Genomic DNA, 16,634 nt, shown 5'->3' with positions numbered 1-16,634 from the left:
CTCAACCCTCCTCTCGGTCACTGTCAGTATTCGCCGCGCCACTGACAATGAGCTCCCGCTCGCTGCGGGGCCTCCTGCGCGGTACGGGTGCCAGGTGCTGGCCGGGCTTGGGCGGGACGGGGAACCCGCCCGCCAGGGGGTCGAACGGTTCATCGGCGGCGGCCTGTTCGGCGTCCGCGAGGGCCGTCTTCTCCTTCTTGTCCCGGAACAGGTCCGCGACGAAGGACAGCAGCAGGAGTGCGATGACCCCGCCGCCGACGTAGAGCACGATCTCCTGGAAGTCGTAGTTCTCGTTGCGCAGCGCCCGGACGGTGGCGACCAGCATCAGCCACACCACGGAGACCGGGATCAGCACCTTCCAGCCGAGCTTCATCAGCTGGTCGTAGCGCACGCGTGGGAGCGTGCCGCGCAGCCAGATGAAGAAGAACAGCAGCAGCTGGACCTTGAGGACGAACCAGAGCATCGGCCACCAGCCGTGGTTCGCGCCCTCCCAGTACGTGGAGATCGGCGCCGGGGCCCGCCAGCCGCCCAGGAAGAGGGTGACCGAGACCGCGGAGACGGTGACCATGTTGACGTACTCCGCCAGCATGAACAGCGCGAACTTGATGGAGGAGTACTCGGTGTTGAAGCCGCCGACCAGGTCGCCCTCGGACTCCGGCATGTCGAAGGGGGCGCGGTTCGTCTCGCCGACCATCGTGATGACGTAGATGATGAAGGAGACCGGCAGCAGGATGATGTACCAGCGGTCTGCCTGGGCTTCGACGATCGCCGAGGTCGACATCGACCCGGAGTAGAGGAAGACCGAGGCGAAGGCCGCGCCCATCGCGATCTCGTACGAGATCATCTGCGCGCAGGACCGCAGGCCGCCGAGCAGCGGGTACGTGGAGCCGGAGGACCAGCCGGCGAGCACGATGCCGTAGATGCCGACCGAGGCCACCGCGAGGACGTAGAGCATCGCGATGGGCAGGTCGGTCAGCTGCATCGTGGTGCGCTGGCCGAAGATGGAGACCTCGTTGCCCGCGGGCCCGAAGGGGATCACCGCGATGGCCATGAAGGCCGGGATCGCCGCGATGATCGGGGCCAGGACGTAGACGACCTTGTCGGCCCGCTTGACGATCAGGTCTTCCTTCAGCATGAGCTTCACGCCGTCGGCGAGCGACTGGAGCATGCCCCAGGGGCCGTGCCGGTTGGGGCCGATGCGCAGCTGCATCCAGGCGACGACCTTGCGCTCCCACACGATGGAGAAGAGCACGGTCACCATCAGGAAGGCGAAGCAGAACACCGCCTTGACGACGACGAGCCACCAGACGTCCCTGCCGAACAGGGAGAGGTCTTCGGCGGCGATCTGAACGGTGTTCACGCGCCCACCTCCGCAGGGGAGTCGCTGGTGTCGGCGGGGGCGGCCGGACCGATGCGGACCAGGGCCCCCGGGCGGGCTCCGGTGTCGGCGAGGACCCCGGAGCCGGTGGAGTTCATCGGGAGCCAGACCACCCGGTCGGGCATCTCGGTGACGCGCAGCGGCAGTTCCACGGAGCCGGCGGGGCCGGTCACCGCGAGGACGTCGCCGCATCTGACGCCGGTCTCGGCGGCCGTGGCGGCCGAGAGGCGGGCGGCGGCCTCGTGCCGGGTACCGGCCAGGGCCTCGTCGCCGTCCTGGAGGAGACCCTGGTCGAGGAGGAGCCGGTGGCCCGCGAGGACCGCCTCTCCCGCACCCGGCCGGGGCAGCACCTCGGTGTCCGTGGACTGTTCGGCGGCGCGCTCCCCGGCCCACTGGCCGAGCCCGTCGAACTCCCGGCGTACGGCGTGTACGTCGGGCAGGGCGATCGGCCGGCCGGCCGCATCGGCCAGCATGTGCAGGACGCGGGAGTCGGCGGGGGCGAGGCGGCGGGTCATCTGCTCGGGCTTGAGCGCGGCCTCGAACGGCCGGACCCTGCCCTCCCAGTTGACGAACGCGCCCGGCTTCTCCGCGACGGCCGCGACCGGGAAGACCACGTCCGCGTGGTCGGTGACCTCGCCGGGCCGCAGTTCCAGCGAGACCACGAAGGCCTCCTGGAGCGCGAGACGGGCGCGGGCCGGGTCCGGCAGGTCGGCGAGCTCGACGCCGGCGATCAGCAGGGCGGAGAGTTCCCGGGAGGCCGCGGCCTCGATGATCTGGCCGGTGTCGCGGCCGTAGCGGTGCGGGAGCTCGTCCAGGCCCCAGGCGGTGGCGACCTCGTCGCGGGCCCGCGGGTCGGTGGCCGGGCGGGCGCCCGGCAGCAGGGACGGCAGCGCGCCCGCCTCGACGGCGGCCCGCTCCCCGGCCCGGCGCGGGATCCACACCAGCGTGGCGCCGGTCGCGCCGGCGGCCCGGACGGCCGCGGTCAGCGCGCCGGGCACGGCCGCGAGGCGCTCTCCGACGACGATGACCGCGCCGGGCAGGCGCAGTGCTTCGGCGGCCTCGGAGCCGCCGGCTTCCAGGCCCGTACGGGAGGCCAGCGCGGCCAGCCACTCGGGCTCGGTGCCGGGGGCGGCGGCCAGCAGGGTGCCGCCCGCCTTCGCCAGGCCGCGGGTGGCGAACGGGGCGAGGGCGAAGGTCCGCTGCTTGTGCTTGCGGTGGGCCTTGCGCAGCCGCAGGAAGACCCCGGGGGCCTCTTCCTCGGCCTCGATGCCGACGAGGAGCACGGCCGGGGCCGCCTCCAGCGAGGTGTTGGTGACGCCCCGCCCGTCGAGGTCCTTGCCGGTGCCGGCGACGGAGGCGGCCAGGAAATCGGCCTCCTCGGCGCTGTGCACCCGGGCCCGGAAGTCGATGTCGTTGGTGTCGAGCACGACCCGGGCGAACTTGGCGTACGCGTAGGCGTCCTCGACGGTGAGGCGGCCGCCGGTCAGCACCCCGGCCCGGCCGCGCGCGCCGGCCAGTCCGTTCGCGGCGGCTTCCAGGGCCTCGGGCCAGCTCGCCGGGGCCAGGATCCCGTCGGCGCCGCGCACCAGCGGGGTGGTGAGCCGGTCGGGGCGCTGCGCGTAGCGGAACCCGAAGCGGCCCTTGTCGCAGATCCACTCCTCGTTGACCTCGGGGTCCTCCGCGGCCATCCGGCGCAGCACCTTGCCGCGGCGGTGGTCGGTGCGGGTGGCGCAGCCGCCCGCGCAGTGCTCGCACACGCTCGGGGAGGAGACGAGGTCGAAGGGGCGGGAGCGGAAGCGGTAGGCGGCCGAGGTGAGGGCGCCGACCGGGCAGATCTGGATGGTGTTGCCGGAGAAGTACGACTCGAAGGGGTCGCCCTCGCCGATGCCCACCTGCTGGAGGGCGCCGCGTTCGAGCAGCTCGATCATCGGGTCGCCGGCGATCTCGTTGGAGAAGCGGGTGCAGCGGGCGCACAGTACGCACCGTTCGCGGTCCAGCAGCACCTGCGTGGAGATCGGCACCGGCTTCTCGTAGGTGCGCTTCTTGCCCTCGAACCGGGATTCGGCGTTGCCGTGGGACATCGCCTGGTTCTGCAGCGGGCATTCGCCGCCCTTGTCGCAGACCGGGCAGTCCAGCGGGTGGTTGATGAGCAGCAGCTCCATCACCCCGCGCTGGGCCTTGTCGGCGACCTCGGAGGTCAGCTGGGTCTTGACGACCATGCCGTCGGTGCAGGTGATGGTGCAGGAGGCCATCGGCTTGCGCTGGCCCTCGACCTCAACGATGCACTGGCGGCAGGCGCCGGCCGGGGAGAGGAGGGGGTGGTCGCAGAACCGGGGGATCTCGATGCCCAGTTGTTCGGCGGCCCGGATGACCAGGGTTCCCTTGGGTACCGACAGTTCGATGCCGTCGATGGTCAGGGAGATCTGGTCCGCCGGCACGGCCACCGCCTCTCCGCCGCCGGAGGCTGACGTAGTGGTCACGGTCATGCGGTCACCTCGGAGTTCAGAGCCGGTCCATCAGCCCAGAGGGTCGACTTCTTGGGGTCGAAGGGGCAGCCCTTGCCCGTGATGTGCTGCTCGTACTCCGCGCGGAAGTACTTGAGCGAGGAGAAGATGGGGCTGGCGGCGCCGTCACCGAGGGCGCAGAACGACTTGCCGTTGATGTTGTCGGCGATGTCGTTCAGCTTGTCGAGGTCGGACATGAGCCCCTTGCCCGCTTCGATGTCGCGGAGCAACTGGACCAGCCAGTACGTGCCTTCGCGGCAGGGAGTGCACTTGCCGCAGGACTCGTGGGCGTAGAACTCGGTCCAGCGGGTCACCGCCCGCACCACGCAGGTCGTCTCGTCGAAGCACTGCAGGGCCTTGGTGCCGAGCATCGACCCGGCGGCGGCGACGCCCTCGTAGTCCAGGGGGACGTCGAGGTGCTCGTCGGTGAACATGGGGGTGGAGGACCCGCCCGGGGTCCAGAACTTCAGCCGGTGCCCGGGCCGCATGCCACCGCTCATGTCGAGGAGCTGGCGCAGGGTGATGCCGAGCGGGGCCTCGTACTGGCCGGGGCCGACGACGTGGCCCGAGAGCGAGTACAGCGTGAAGCCGGGGGACTTCTCGGTCCCCATCGACTTGAACCAGTCCTTGCCCTTGTTCAGGATCGCGGGAACCGAGGCGATGGACTCCACGTTGTTCACGACAGTGGGGCAGGCGTAGAGCCCCTCGACCGCGGGGAAGGGGGGACGCAGCCGGGGCTGGCCGCGCCGGCCTTCGAGGGAGTCCAGGAGGGCCGTTTCCTCGCCGCAGATGTACGCGCCCGCTCCCGCGTGCACGGTGATGTCGAGCTTCAGCCCGCTCCCGAGGCCACTCTTTTGACGATGTTCGGCCTCCCCGAGGTAGCCGGCCTCGTACGCCTCGCGCACCGCCTCGTGCAGGCGCCGCAGCACCGGCACGGTCTCGCCGCGCAGGTAGATGAAGGCGTGCTCCGAGCGGATCGCGTAGCAGGCGATGATCATTCCCTCGATGAGGGAGTGCGGGTTGGCGAAGAGCAGCGGGATGTCCTTGCAGGTTCCCGGCTCCGACTCGTCCGCGTTCACCACGAGGTAGTGCGGCTTGCCGTCGCCCTGCGGGATGAACTGCCACTTCATTCCGGTGGGGAAGCCCGCGCCGCCGCGTCCGCGCAGGCCCGAGTCCTTCACGTAGGCGATGAGGTCGTCGGGGGTCATGGCGAGTGCCTTGCGCAGGCCCTCGTAGCCCTCGTGCCGCCGGTAGGTCTCCAGCGTCCACGACTCCGGCTCGTCCCAGAACGCCGACAGTACGGGCGCCAGCAGCTTCTCCGGGCTGGTTCCGTTCTCGTGCATCTCGGCGGTCACCGTCATCACTCCCCCTCCTCGGTCGCGGTCTCGGCACGCTGGCGCACGACCTTGCCGAGCCGCGGGGACTCACCGCGCGCGATGCGCAGGCCGATCAGGGACGCGGGGCCCGCGCCGCCGCTCGCCTCGACGGCGCCCGGGCGCTCGTCGGGGAAGCCCGCCAGGATCCGCGCGGTCTCCTTGTACGTACACAGCGGCGCGCCACGGGTCGGCTCCACCGCACGGCCGGCCAGCAGGTCGTCCACCATGGCCTTGGCGGACTCCGGCGTCTGGTTGTCGAAGAACTCCCAGTTGACCATCACCACGGGGGCGTAGTCGCAGGCCGCGTTGCACTCGATGTGCTCGAGGGTGACCTTGCCGTCCGGGGTGGTCTCGTTGTTGCCGACCCCGAGGTGCTCCTTGAGCTCCTCGAAGATGGTGTCGCCGCCCATGACCGCGCACAGGGTGTTCGTGCACACGCCGACCTGGTAGTCCCCGGAGGGCTTGCGCCGGTACATCGTGTAGAAGGTCGCCACGGCCGTGACCTCGGCGGTGGTCAGGCCCAGCACCTCGGCGCAGAACCGGATGCCGGTGCGCGAGACGTAGCCCTCCTGCGCCTGCGTGAGGTGCAGCAGCGGCAGCAGCGCGGAGCGGCTGTCGGGGTAGCGGGCGATGACCTCGGCGGCGTCCGCCGCAAGCCGCTCGCGCACCTCCACCGGGTAGTCCGGGGCGGGCAGCTGGGGCATGCCCAGTGAGATGTCGGTCATCGGTCGACGCCTCCCATCACGGGGTCGATGGAGGCGACGGCCACGATGACGTCGGCGATCTGGCCGCCCTCGCACATCGCCGCCATGGCCTGCAGGTTGGTGAAGGACGGGTCGCGGAAGTGGACCCGGTAGGGGCGGGTTCCGCCGTCGGAGACGACGTGCACGCCGAGCTCGCCCTTCGGCGACTCCACGGCCGCGTAGGCCTGGCCGGCCGGTACCCGGAAGCCCTCGGTCACCAGCTTGAAGTGGTGGATGAGGGACTCCATGGAGGTGCCCATGATCTGCTTGATGTGGTCGAGCGAGTTCCCGAGGCCGTCGGGGCCCATCGCGAGCTGCGCCGGCCAGGCGATCTTCTTGTCGGCGACCATGACCGGGCCCGGCTCCAGCCGGTCCAGGCACTGCTCGACGATCCGCAGGGACTGGCGCATCTCCTCCAGGCGGATCAGGAACCGCCCGTAGGAGTCGCAGGACTCGGTGGTCGGCACGTCGAACTCGTAGTTCTCGTAGCCGCAGTACGGGTCCGTCTTGCGCAGGTCGTGCGGGAGGCCGGCGGAGCGCAGGACCGGGCCGGTGGCGCCGAGCGCCATGCAGCCGGTGAGGTCGAGGTAGCCGACGTCCTGCATGCGGGCCTTGAAGATGGGGTTGCCGGTGGCGAGCTTGTCGTACTCCGGCAGGTTCTTCTTCATGGTCTTCACGAACTCGCGGAGCTGGTCCACGGCGCCCGGGGGCAGGTCCTGCGCGAGGCCGCCGGGGCGGATGAACGCGTGGTTCATGCGCAGTCCGGTGATCAGCTCGAACACGTCGAGGATCAGCTCGCGGTCGCGGAACCCGTAGATCATGATCGTGGTCGCGCCCAGCTCCATGCCGCCGGTGGCGATGCACACCAGGTGGGAGGAGATCCGGTTGAGCTCCATCAGAAGGACGCGGATGGCGGTGGCGCGGTCCGGGATCTGATCGGTGATGCCGAGCAGCTTCTCGACGCCCAGGCAGTACGCCGTCTCGTTGAAGAACGGCGTCAGGTAGTCCATGCGCGTGACGAAGGTGGTGCCCTGCGTCCAGTTCCGGTACTCGAGGTTCTTCTCGATGCCGGTGTGGAGGTAGCCGATGCCGCAGCGGGCCTCGGTGACCGTCTCGCCGTCGATCTCCAGGATCAGCCGGAGCACGCCGTGGGTGGACGGGTGCTGGGGGCCCATGTTGACGACGATCCGCTCGTCGTCGGCGCGGGCCGCCGACTGGACGATCTCGTCCCAGTCGCCGCCGGTGACGGTGTAGACGGTGCCTTCGGTCGTCTCGCGGGCCGGGGAGTGGCCGGCGGAGGCGTGATTCGAAGTGGACATCAGCTGTACGACCTCCGCTGGTCGGGGGCCGGGATCTGGGCGCCCTTGTACTCGATGGCGATGCCGCCGAGCGGGTAGTCCTTGCGCTGCGGGAAGCCCTGCCAGTCGTCCGGCATCATGATCCGGGTGAGGGCCGGGTGCCCGTCGAAGACCAGGCCGAAGAAGTCGTACGTCTCGCGCTCGTGCCAGTCGTTCGTCGGGTAGACGGAGACCAGCGAGGGGACGTGCGGGTCGGCGTCCGGCGCGGTCACCTCGAGCCGCACGATCCGGCCGTGGGTCAGCGAGCGCAGGTGGTAAACGGCGTGCAGCTCACGGCCCTTGTCGTCCGGGAAGTGCACCCCGCTGACTCCGGTGCAGAGCTCGAAGCGCAGGGCCGGGTCGTCGCGCAGGGTCCGCGCGACGAGCGGCAGGTGCTCGCGGGCGATGTGCAGGGTCAGCTCGGCCCGGTCGACGACGACCTTCTCGATCGCGTTCTCGGGGACGAGGTCCTGCTCCTCCAGCGCCCCTTCGAGCTCGTCGACGACCTCGTCGAAGTACGAGCCGTACGGGCGCGCGCTCGCGCCGGGCAGGGCCACGGTGCGCACGAGGCCGCCGTAGCCGCTGGTGTCGCCGGCGCCCGCGGCGCCGAACATGCCCTTGCGGACACCGATCACCTCGGGGCCGGCCGCGCCGCGGGGCGCGGGCACGTTGTCGCCGTCGCCGGCATGGGGGCCGTTCTGCACGGCCGGGTCCTCGCTCACCGCAGGAGCCCCTTCATCTCAATGGTGGGGAGCGCCTTGAGGGCCGCCTCCTCCGCCTCTCGGGCCGCCTCTTCCCGGTTCACGCCGAGCTTGGATCCCTGGATCTTCTGGTGGAGCTTGAGGATCGCGTCCAGCAGCATCTCGGGGCGGGGCGGGCAGCCGGGCAGGTAGATGTCCACGGGGACGATGTGGTCGACGCCCTGGACGATCGCGTAGTTGTTGAACATTCCGCCCGAAGACGCACAAACACCCATAGAGATGACCCACTTGGGAGCGGGCATCTGGTCGTACACCTGCCGCAGCACCGGCGCCATCTTCTGGCTGACCCGGCCGGCCACGATCATCAGGTCGGCCTGGCGCGGGGATCCGCGGAAGACCTCCATGCCGAAACGGGCCAGGTCGTACCGGCCCGCTCCGGTGGTCATCATCTCGATCGCGCAGCAGGCCAGGCCGAAGGTCGCCGGGAAGACGGACGACTTGCGCACCCATCCCGCGGCCTGTTCGACGGTGGTCAGCAGAAAGCCGCTCGGCAGCTTCTCTTCCAGTCCCATGGAAATTCAGCCCCTCAGTCCCATTCCAGGCCGCCGCGGCGCCATACGTAGGCGTAGGCGACGAAGACGGTGAGCACGAAGAGGAGCATCTCGACGAGCCCGAAGATCCCCAGCGAGTCGAAGGTGACCGCCCAGGGGTAGAGGAAGACAACCTCGATGTCGAAGACGATGAAGAGCATCGCCGTCAGGTAGTACTTGATGGGGAAGCGGCCGCCACCTGCCGGCATGGGAGTGGGCTCGATGCCGCACTCGTACGCTTCAAGTTTTGCCCGGTTGTACCGTTTTGGACCGATCAGCGTGGCCATGACCACGGAGAAGATCGCAAACCCTGCGCCGAGGGCGCCGAGCACGAGGATGGGCGCGTACGCATTCACGCTCCTCGCTCCTTCCAGTCGTCCTTGACCGTTGGACCGCTGCCGGCGCCACGCGTCCCGCCTCGCATGTGAGGCAGTTCACAAGCCGGACTGCTGCGCATCCTATGCCCGCCCATCTGTGATCTGCGACACGGGTTGCAACAACGAGTTTGTGATCTCTACCACCTGACGAACGATCATGAAGCCCGATGAGTGGTGATCTTCATACGCGAAGCATGCACATGATCACCAAAGGTGACATCCGCACCTGTCGTCGCAGGTGGAAGGCCTGCCGCACTATCAAATCGTGGCCCCTGCACGCAAATTGGCAGGGTGGTGCGCGTGATGATAAAGGGATCGCCGTCCCCCGGTCGGGGGACTCCGCGCGTACGGGAGTGGACGCGTGCGCCCGTTCACTAAGTCGGGGCGGTGGCCCGCGCGGACGGCGGCTCGGAGGCGACCCGAAGGCGGCGCGGGGGGTGAGCGGGGGGTGACCCGAGGGCGGCCCGGCGACGGTGCGGAGGCGACCCGGCGGCCGCCCCGCGGCCGCCTCGCGCCGACCTCGGCCCAGCCCTGACCCCGCCCCGGCCCGTCGACATCTTCACGGTCCGGTCACAGGAGGGCCACAGCGTCCGCATGGCGTGACACTTCTGTGACCTGCGCCACTCCGGATTCGCGGCGCCGAAAGGGGGCTTGGCCATCTGTGCGGGCGGATGGTAGGCCGGAGATCAATTCGGACTTATTACAGATAACCCATGATCACAGCCCTACGGACGCGTGCCCGATTCGCCCGTTACGGCGTCAAAAAGAGGTCCGACGCGCCCGGTTCGCCCGGTTCGCGCGCAACTGTGGCGCAGACCACGTTTCTTGAAGACAACCGCGACGCCCTGATAGCGGTTGTACCCATGTCCCTCACCGCTCACATACCCAGCCACCGGAAGCCCCGCCGCAGCGCCTCGAAGCTCGCGGTCCGCGCCGGAGTTGCCGGTGGCGTCCTCAGCACCCTGGCCATGGCCGGCACGGCGAGCGCCACCCCCTCCGCCGAGCCCCTGCACGAGACCACGCTCGAAATGCCGGTCCTCGACCTGGACCTGAGCGCCGAGGTGTCCTCGTCCGTCACCAAGGCCGCGGAGAACACCCGCGCCGCCGCCGTCGACGGCGAGCTCAACGCCCTGGAGGCGACCGCCCGCACGGGCGCCGCCGCCGAGGCGAAGCAGGCCAAGGCCGACGCCCAGGAGAAGGCCGACGCCGAGGCGAAGGCGAAGGCCAAGGAAGAGGCGGACCGCAAGGCCGAGGAAGAGCGCGCCAGCCGCAGCTCGGCCCGCACCGGGCTGCAGAGCAACTCCTCGTCCTCCTCGAAGGGCTCTTCCTCGCAGGGCTCCTCCTCGCAGGGCTCGGGCACCGTCACGGCCCCGGCGACCGGCTCCGCCGCCGCCATCGTCAACTTCGCCCGCGCGCAGGTCGGCAAGGCGTACGTCATGGGCGGCACCGGCCCGTCCTCGTTCGACTGCTCCGGCCTCGTCCAGGCCGCGTACCGCCAGGCCGGCATCACCCTGCCGCGCATGTCCCAGGCGCAGTCCTCGTACGGCACGTCGGTCTCCCTGAGCTCCCTCCAGGCGGGCGACATCCTGTACTGGGGCTCCAAGGGCAGCGCGTACCACGTCGCCGTGTACGTCGGCGGCGGCAAGTTCGTCGGCGCGCAGAACTCCGGCACCGGCATCGTCGAGCGCTCCCTGAGCTACGACAAGCCGACGGGCGCCGTCCGCGTCCTCTGACATTCCCCGCAGTCCCGGGCCGCTCCCGGTGACGCGCGAAAGGCCGGTACTCCCCCGCTCGGGGGTGGAGTACCGGCCTTTGTGTCGCTCCGGGGCTCCTGGAGCCCCTCAGGGGCGCCTGAGGGGCTTCCGGGCGCCCGGGGGAAAGCCCTGGGAGTGGCCCGGGGCCTCAGTCGAGGAACGTGGCCGAGGTGATCTTGTTCTTGAAGTTGATGCTGGCGTTGCCCACGTAGCCCGGGGGAAGCGAGCCGATGAGACCGGCGAGGTTCGCTTCGGTGCCCACCTTCCACGTGTACGTGTCCCGGTTCCGGTAGGACGCGGTGTCGTCGTTCGTCACCCGGTTCCGCCCTGCGCAGCCCTCCGGCCCGACGAAGAGGTCGTTGAAGAAGTTCCAGTCCGACGACATCAGGTCGAAGACACAGCCGCCGTTGTTGGAGTTGTAGTAAAGGCCGAACTCGCTGGTTTCCAGATAGCCGTTCCTCTCCGTGTTGGCGGCCGCCGACCCGGCCGACACCAGGAGAACGGCGCCCACCGATACAGCGGTGGCGCAGCCGGTGGTGAGTCTGCGAAGGGCCTTGTTCATTACGCGTTTCTCCATCTTCAGGGAATTGATTCCGGCCGGAATTAAACCTTTCCGGGCCACTCCCGGACAAGGGACTTCTCGGCTGACCAGGCCACAACCACCATGGCGCGTAGCGGACTTGTCGGGCTTGCCGGCACCTGATCAGCATCTCCGGGCACCCTTCCACCCATCCCCCGACACTCCTGCGTGCCTCCCCCATACGGACGTTCCCGTCCATTCCGCCGGCCGCAAGGGAAAACAACCTCGTGCGTGTACGCGAAATATCCTCGTTACTCCTCTTGTGCATCGCACTGGCCGGATGCGCAGACGGAAAAACCCCGGGGAAGAACACCGGAGCGGGGAACCCCGGGCCGGGGCCCCGGCCCACGGCCACGGCCACGCCCTCGCTCGCGACGGCGGACATCCCGTTCTACACGTGCATGCAGCAGCACGGGATGACCATCTCCTACGGGGAGAACGGAGCACCGCACGTGGTGGAGAAGGAGAGCCCGCGGTACGCCGAGGCGCAGAAGGCCTGCCTGCCGCTGCTCCCCGCGCCCTCCCCCGTACGCGCGGGCCCGCAGGAGCTCGCCGCCGCGCGCAAGGCCTCCGAGTGCATGCGGGAACGGGGCATCTCCTGGTATCCGGACCCGAATCCGGTCACCGGTGAGGTGGACCAGAAGGAAGGCGGCACCTCCGAGCAGTGGCAGGCGCTCAAGAGGGACCACCGCGACGCGTACCGGGCGTGCATGCCCCGGCCCTCCTGAACGGTGCGCGCCCTCCTGCAGCGGTCCGCGCCCTCCGGAACGGTGCGCGCCCGGCTGCGGGCAGGGCCGCGCACGGCTCAGAAGAGCCCGGCCGCCAGCTTGAAGCGGGCCTCGCGCTGCTTCTTGTACAACGCGAGGGTCTCGGCCTGCTCCTCCACCAGCCGCTCCTGGTAGGCCTTCTCCACCGCCACCCAGACGCCCAGGAGGTTCACCTCGCCCTTGCAGGCGACGTCGGCCTTGGCCGCGGTGACGGCTTTGGGGCCGCCCGGATCGGCCTCCAGGCCGAGCTTCTGGACCACCTCGTAGGGATCGTTCAGGTCGGTGTACCCGGACTTCCCCATGCACGCCGACCAGTTCTTCAGTACCTGGGTCACCCGCGAATCACCCTTGGAGCGTTCGTGCGCCTCCGACGCCAGCCCGAAGGGGAACAACAGGTCCACGCTGTCCTTCGTCGGCGCGTACAGCTTGCGGTACGCCTCCCTTACGCAGCCGCCGGCCGGCACCTTCTGCCCGCCGACGTCGATGCCGCTGTCCACCCGCGCGGCCTCCTCCTCGGTCTGCGCGTCCGGCGGCTGCTCGGCGCCCTGCCCGGCGCCCGCCCGTTCGCCGTGCATGACCACGGCGGCGCTCTCGCTCAGCTCGGGGGCCGGGGGCTTGACCGGCCGCCCCTTGCCCGCGGTCGTGTCGTACCCGTGGGCCGCCGCGAACACCGGATCGGATGCTCCGAAGAGCGTCCGGTGCCGGCCCTCGGGACCCCCGGCAGCCGCAGAGCCGTTCGTCCGGACCTCCTCGTACGGGAATCCGTACCGGGCCATGCACTTTGCGAGCAGACGCTGTTGGACCTGTCCCATGCGGGCCGTCTCGGCGTCGGTGTCCGTGTACGCGTCCAGGGGCAGCGAGAGCGAGGCGGCGGCCGGGGCGACGGCGACCTCGCCGATGTCCGGCTCCCCGTGCCCGCCTCCGCCGGCCGGATCCGAGCAGCCGGCCAGGACGAGCGCCAGCAGGGCGGCGGCCGGGAGGGCGGTGCGGCGGGCGGTGCGGCCGAGCGGCCGGGGGCGTATCGCGGAAGACCTGTTCACTCTCGGAAATTCAACAGCCAGGCCGGTGCCGGGGACAAGGCCTTCTCATCTGGTGGTCGGCCAAACTTCCTGCCCGGAAAGTAACTTGTCCGTCTGACGGGCAACACACCGCGAACCGGCCGGAGCCCTGCGAGGATGGCCCGGGCGAGTACGCCCGAGTCACCCCAGGAGGTGGTGCTCCGTGATCACCAGGCCATCCGGCGAAGGCCCCGCCGCTGATGCCGGTACCGGTTCGACCACCGACCCCACCGACCCCACCGCCATCCCGGCCGCCGCCGGGCTCGGCCTCCTGTCCCTCGGCGGCTGGCTGCTGACCACCACCCGCCCCTGGCAGAAGCCCGGCTCCCCGCTCACGCTCACCCTCGACTGGACGGCCTCGGGGACGCTGATGCTCTGCGGCCTGGTCCTGCTGGCCCGCTGCATCCGAACGGTCCACCGCACCGCCGAAGCCCCGTACGCCGCCCCGGCCACCGGCCTCCACGACCAGCCGGACCCCACCGTGTGAGGGTCCGAGCGGGGCGCGCCGGGAGCCCGGCCGGGTGCCGGGTGCCCGGTCCGGGTCAGGCCTTGGGGGCCACCTTGATTATCCCGAGCCAGAGCCGTCTGCTCGCTACTCCGACGACGGGGACTGGAGACCTTCCCCCGCACCCCTCGGATTCCACCGAGGTGGCCATTGGACGAGAATTTTCCTACCGGCGGTGTTACGTTTTAGGTATGAGCAGCCACGTAGCCCACCAGGCCGCCGAGCGGGCCGGTAAGAGATCCGTGTCGCTGGCGCAATCGTTGATCAAGGAAGTTGAGGAGCGCACCGGCAAGAACGGCTTCTCCTCCGTTGTGGCCGAAGCCTTGGAGGAGTGGCTCGCCGCTCAGAAGCTCCGTGAGGTCGTGACCGCCGACCGCAAGGAATTCGGCCCCGTCTCCGTCGAAGCACGGAGGCAGGCGGAACAGGAGTGGTGAGCAAGCGCCTCAAGATCAAGGCCAAGAGCGAGGGCACGCTCGTCCTCGATGCTCAAGGGCTTTCCCTACACGTCGACGGTGACGAGGGGATGCGGGCGCGCATCGAATTCGCTCAGCAGAGCGGTCGGCGCGTGGCGCTGTCCGCTCTGACACCCTTGGAAGTACGCCGACCCGGGGAAGCCGCCGAGCGGCTCCAGTTCCTGCTGTCGCGGTTCGACGTGAAGCCGGTCAGTGACGTCGTGATGGACGCCGCGGCAAAGCTGCTGGACGCCTCAGGCCTCGACGGACACGAGTGCCTGGTGGATGCGCTCGTGGTGGCCACGGCCGCCCTTTGCACACCCCCGGTACTGCTGGTGACCTCCGACAAGTCGCACATCCCGGCCCTGTGCGAGGCCGCCGAACAACTCCCCGGGGCACCGACGGTGAAGGTCGTCAACGTCTGAGTGTTCAGGCGGCACCCGCCGGGCCGCTCGGCTCCCTGCCGCGCGACCCGGCCTTGCATGGTCAGGCCTTGGGGGCCACCTTCGAGAGGCCGTTGATGATGCGGTCCATCGAGTCGCCGCCCGTGGGATCCGTCAGGTTGGCCAGCATCTTCAGGGTGAACTTCATCAGCACCGGGTGGCTCAGGCCGCGCTGGGCGGCGATCTTCATGATCTTCGGGTTGCCGATGAGCTTCACGAAGGCGCGGCCCAGGGTGTAGTAGCCGCCGTAGGTCTCCTTGAGGACCTTCGGGTAGCTGTGCAGGGTCAGTTCGCGCAGGGCGGGGGTGGCGCGGGAGTGGGCCTGGACGATGACGTCGGCGGCGATCTGTCCCGACTCCATCGCATAGGCGATGCCCTCGCCGTTGAACGGGTTGACGAGCCCGCCCGCGTCGCCGACGAGCAGCAGGCCCTTGGTGTAGTGCGGCTGCCGGTTGAAGGCCATCGGCAGGGCCGCACCGCGGATGGGCTGCGTCATGTTCTCGGGGGTGTAGCCCCAGTCCTCCGGCATGGAGGCGCACCAGGCCTTGAGAACCTCGCGCCAGTCCAGCTCCTTGAAGGCGGAGGAGGAGTTGAGGATGCCGAGGCCGACGTTGGAGGTGCCGTCGCCCATGCCGAAGATCCAGCCGTAGCCGGGCAGCAGCCGGTCCTCGGCGCCGCGCCGGTCCCAGAGCTCCAGCCAGGACTCCAGGTAGTCGTCGTCGTGGCGCGGCGAGGTGAAGTACGTACGCACGGCCACGCCCATCGGGCGGTCCTCACGGCGGTGCAGGCCCATCGCCAGGGAGAGCCGCGAGGAGTTGCCGTCGGCCGCGACCACCAGCGGGGCCTTGAAGGTGACCTCGGTCTTCTCCTCGCCCAGCTTCGCCCGCACACCGGTGATGTGGCCGGTGCGGGGGTCGCGGACGGGCTCGCCGACGTTGCAGCGCTCGTAGAGGCGGGCACCGGCCTTCTGCGCCTGGCGGGCCAGCGTCTCGTCGAAGTCGTCGCGCTTGCGGACCAGGCCGTAGTCGGGGAAGGAGGCGAGCTCGGGCCAGTCCAGCTGGAGCCGCTGACCGCCACCGATGATCCGCAGCCCCTTGTTGCGGAGCCAGCCGGCCTCCTCGGAAATGTCGATGCCCATCGACACCAGCTGCTTCGTGGCGCGCGGCGTCAGGCCGTCGCCGCAGACCTTCTCGCGCGGGAAGGCCGTCTTCTCCAGGAGCAGGACGTCAAGTCCGGCCTTGGCCAGGTAATAAGCGGTGGTCGAGCCGGCGGGCCCGGCCCCGACGACGATCACGTCGGCGGAGTGCTCGGAGAGGGGCTCGGTCACGGCGGGTCTCCCGAAGGCTCGATAAAGGGTGCCCAACGGCACAAGACATGTGCAGTCTATGCAGCGAGAGAGATCGCGATCCGAAGGGCTGCCCTGTGACCACCTCGCCGACCCGGCCGCTCCCCGTCGTCCAGCTCCGTGTGCCCACGGACGAGGACGCGCACGCCTGGCACCGGGTCTTCCGCGACCCCGATGTCATGGAGTTCCTCGGCGGACCCGCCGAGCTCTCCTTCTACGAGGAAATCACCGCACGACAGCGGATGCACGACGCCCGGCTCGGCTTCTGCCTGTGGACACTGCTGGACGGGGACGGCGAGGTAATCGGCTTCACCGGGGCGCAGCCGTGGCCGGCGGAGAAGGCGTGGGGGCCGGTCGGTGAGATCGAGATCGGCTGGCGGCTCGGGCGGTCCGCCTGGGGGCGGGGCTATGCGTATGCCGCTGCGCTGGCGACGTTGGAGCGGGTGCGGGGGGCTGGGGTGGAGGGGGTTGTGGCGATGATCGACGATGCGAATGTCCGCTCGGTCTCGGTGGCGGAGCGGCTGGGCATGACCCTTGCGGAGCGATTCCCGCTCCCGGGTGGCACCCGGCATGCCCGCCGCTACGCCCTGTCCCTGCGCGACGCCTAATGGGAGCTGCGGAACCGGGGAATGCTTGGTTCCGTAGCCGCCAGCAGGTGAGCACTTTCGACGCCGGAAGCATCGACTTCTGAGGTCAGACCGTGCCCCTGCTGGTCGGCCGGGAG

General features: G+C 69.9%; 17 protein-coding genes. 6 read left to right on the top strand and 11 right to left on the bottom strand.

The features are described from left to right. Nucleotide 1: 1 nt before the first annotated feature. From nuoH to OTB20_RS30420, 8 genes are read right to left on the bottom strand one after another with little or no spacing between them, the layout of a single operon-like run. Nucleotides 2-1,360, bottom strand: a complete 1,359-nt coding sequence (gene nuoH / locus OTB20_RS30455) for an NADH-quinone oxidoreductase subunit NuoH (protein ID WP_267759883.1) — start codon at nucleotides 1,358-1,360, stop codon at nucleotides 2-4. After that, on the bottom strand, nucleotides 1,357-3,864 hold the full coding sequence (locus OTB20_RS30450; RefSeq protein WP_267822398.1) for an NADH-quinone oxidoreductase subunit G: 2,508 nt from the start codon (nucleotides 3,862-3,864) through the stop codon (nucleotides 1,357-1,359). Before OTB20_RS30450 ends, nuoH begins: the two co-directional genes overlap by 4 nt. Further along, nucleotides 3,861-5,243, bottom strand: coding sequence for an NADH-quinone oxidoreductase subunit NuoF (nuoF, locus tag OTB20_RS30445; RefSeq protein WP_267822396.1), 1,383 nt, complete (start codon nucleotides 5,241-5,243; stop codon nucleotides 3,861-3,863). The genes OTB20_RS30450 and nuoF overlap by 4 nt, the downstream gene beginning before the upstream one ends. After that, the gene (nuoE, locus tag OTB20_RS30440; protein WP_267822394.1) at nucleotides 5,243-5,983 is read right to left on the bottom strand and encodes an NADH-quinone oxidoreductase subunit NuoE; all 741 of its coding nucleotides are present in this window, start codon (nucleotides 5,981-5,983) and stop codon (nucleotides 5,243-5,245) included. Before nuoE ends, nuoF begins: the two co-directional genes overlap by 1 nt. Next, nucleotides 5,980-7,320 (bottom strand): NADH-quinone oxidoreductase subunit D, encoded by a 1,341-nt coding sequence (locus OTB20_RS30435; protein WP_267822392.1) that lies wholly within the window; start codon nucleotides 7,318-7,320, stop codon nucleotides 5,980-5,982. The genes nuoE and OTB20_RS30435 overlap by 4 nt, the downstream gene beginning before the upstream one ends. Next, entirely contained in the window at nucleotides 7,320-8,060 is a 741-nt protein-coding gene (locus OTB20_RS30430; RefSeq protein WP_420716517.1) for an NADH-quinone oxidoreductase subunit C, read from the bottom strand. The genes OTB20_RS30435 and OTB20_RS30430 overlap by 1 nt, the downstream gene beginning before the upstream one ends. After that, the gene (locus OTB20_RS30425) at nucleotides 8,057-8,611 is read right to left on the bottom strand and encodes a NuoB/complex I 20 kDa subunit family protein (RefSeq protein WP_123079911.1); all 555 of its coding nucleotides are present in this window, start codon (nucleotides 8,609-8,611) and stop codon (nucleotides 8,057-8,059) included. The genes OTB20_RS30430 and OTB20_RS30425 overlap by 4 nt, the downstream gene beginning before the upstream one ends. A 14-nt stretch (nucleotides 8,612-8,625) precedes the next feature. Continuing rightward, on the bottom strand, nucleotides 8,626-8,985 hold the full coding sequence (locus OTB20_RS30420) for an NADH-quinone oxidoreductase subunit A (protein WP_030010013.1): 360 nt from the start codon (nucleotides 8,983-8,985) through the stop codon (nucleotides 8,626-8,628). Nucleotides 8,986-9,869: 884 nt separating this feature from the next. Between OTB20_RS30420 and OTB20_RS30415 the strand changes: the two genes are divergently transcribed. Continuing rightward, on the top strand, nucleotides 9,870-10,739 hold the full coding sequence (locus OTB20_RS30415; RefSeq protein WP_267822390.1) for a C40 family peptidase: 870 nt from the start codon (nucleotides 9,870-9,872) through the stop codon (nucleotides 10,737-10,739). A 169-nt stretch (nucleotides 10,740-10,908) separates the two neighbouring features. Here OTB20_RS30415 and OTB20_RS30410 read toward each other — a convergent pair whose 3' ends face one another. After that, nucleotides 10,909-11,322 (bottom strand): hypothetical protein, encoded by a 414-nt coding sequence (locus OTB20_RS30410; protein ID WP_267822388.1) that lies wholly within the window; start codon nucleotides 11,320-11,322, stop codon nucleotides 10,909-10,911. 419 nt (nucleotides 11,323-11,741) lie between these two features. Here OTB20_RS30410 and OTB20_RS30405 point away from each other — a divergent pair, with 419 nt between their 5' ends. Beyond that, nucleotides 11,742-12,068 carry a hypothetical protein gene (locus OTB20_RS30405; protein WP_267822386.1) on the top strand — a complete coding sequence of 109 codons (327 nt, stop codon included), beginning with the start codon at nucleotides 11,742-11,744 and terminating at the stop codon, nucleotides 12,066-12,068. Between the two features lie 77 nt (nucleotides 12,069-12,145). On the opposite strand, the gene OTB20_RS30400 is transcribed toward OTB20_RS30405, so the two are convergent. Continuing rightward, a complete protein-coding gene (locus OTB20_RS30400) occupies nucleotides 12,146-13,147 on the bottom strand; it encodes a hypothetical protein (protein WP_267822384.1) in 1,002 nt (333 codons plus the stop codon). 181 nt (nucleotides 13,148-13,328) lie between these two features. Between OTB20_RS30400 and OTB20_RS30395 the strand changes: the two genes are divergently transcribed. The 3 genes from OTB20_RS30395 to OTB20_RS30385 all read left to right on the top strand — a co-directional run bounded on the left by OTB20_RS30395 (nucleotide 13,329) and on the right by OTB20_RS30385 (nucleotide 14,547). Continuing rightward, nucleotides 13,329-13,652: a hypothetical protein gene (locus OTB20_RS30395; protein ID WP_267822382.1), complete on the top strand. Its 324-nt coding sequence runs from the start codon at nucleotides 13,329-13,331 to the stop codon at nucleotides 13,650-13,652. Between the two features lie 209 nt (nucleotides 13,653-13,861). Further along, complete coding sequence (locus OTB20_RS30390; RefSeq protein WP_267822379.1) at nucleotides 13,862-14,104, top strand: hypothetical protein; 243 nt, start codon at nucleotides 13,862-13,864, stop codon at nucleotides 14,102-14,104. Beyond that, nucleotides 14,101-14,547, top strand: coding sequence for a DNA-binding protein (locus OTB20_RS30385; RefSeq protein WP_267822377.1), 447 nt, complete (start codon nucleotides 14,101-14,103; stop codon nucleotides 14,545-14,547). The genes OTB20_RS30390 and OTB20_RS30385 overlap by 4 nt, the downstream gene beginning before the upstream one ends. Before the next feature lie 61 nt (nucleotides 14,548-14,608). Here the strand turns inward: OTB20_RS30385 and OTB20_RS30380 are convergent, their stop codons facing one another. Beyond that, the gene (locus OTB20_RS30380) at nucleotides 14,609-15,892 is read right to left on the bottom strand and encodes a geranylgeranyl reductase family protein (RefSeq protein WP_267759895.1); all 1,284 of its coding nucleotides are present in this window, start codon (nucleotides 15,890-15,892) and stop codon (nucleotides 14,609-14,611) included. Between the two features lie 95 nt (nucleotides 15,893-15,987). Between OTB20_RS30380 and OTB20_RS30375 the strand changes: the two genes are divergently transcribed. Next, complete coding sequence (locus OTB20_RS30375; RefSeq protein WP_267822375.1) at nucleotides 15,988-16,518, top strand: GNAT family N-acetyltransferase; 531 nt, start codon at nucleotides 15,988-15,990, stop codon at nucleotides 16,516-16,518. Nucleotides 16,519-16,634: the final 116 nt, after the last annotated feature.

Source organism: Streptomyces sp. H27-H1, assembly GCF_026627445.1.
In the GTDB taxonomy this organism is placed as follows: Bacteria; Actinomycetota; Actinomycetes; order Streptomycetales; family Streptomycetaceae; genus Streptomyces.
The sequence above is the reverse complement of the archived record's forward strand: the minus strand, read 5'-3'. Positions and strand labels throughout refer to the sequence as shown.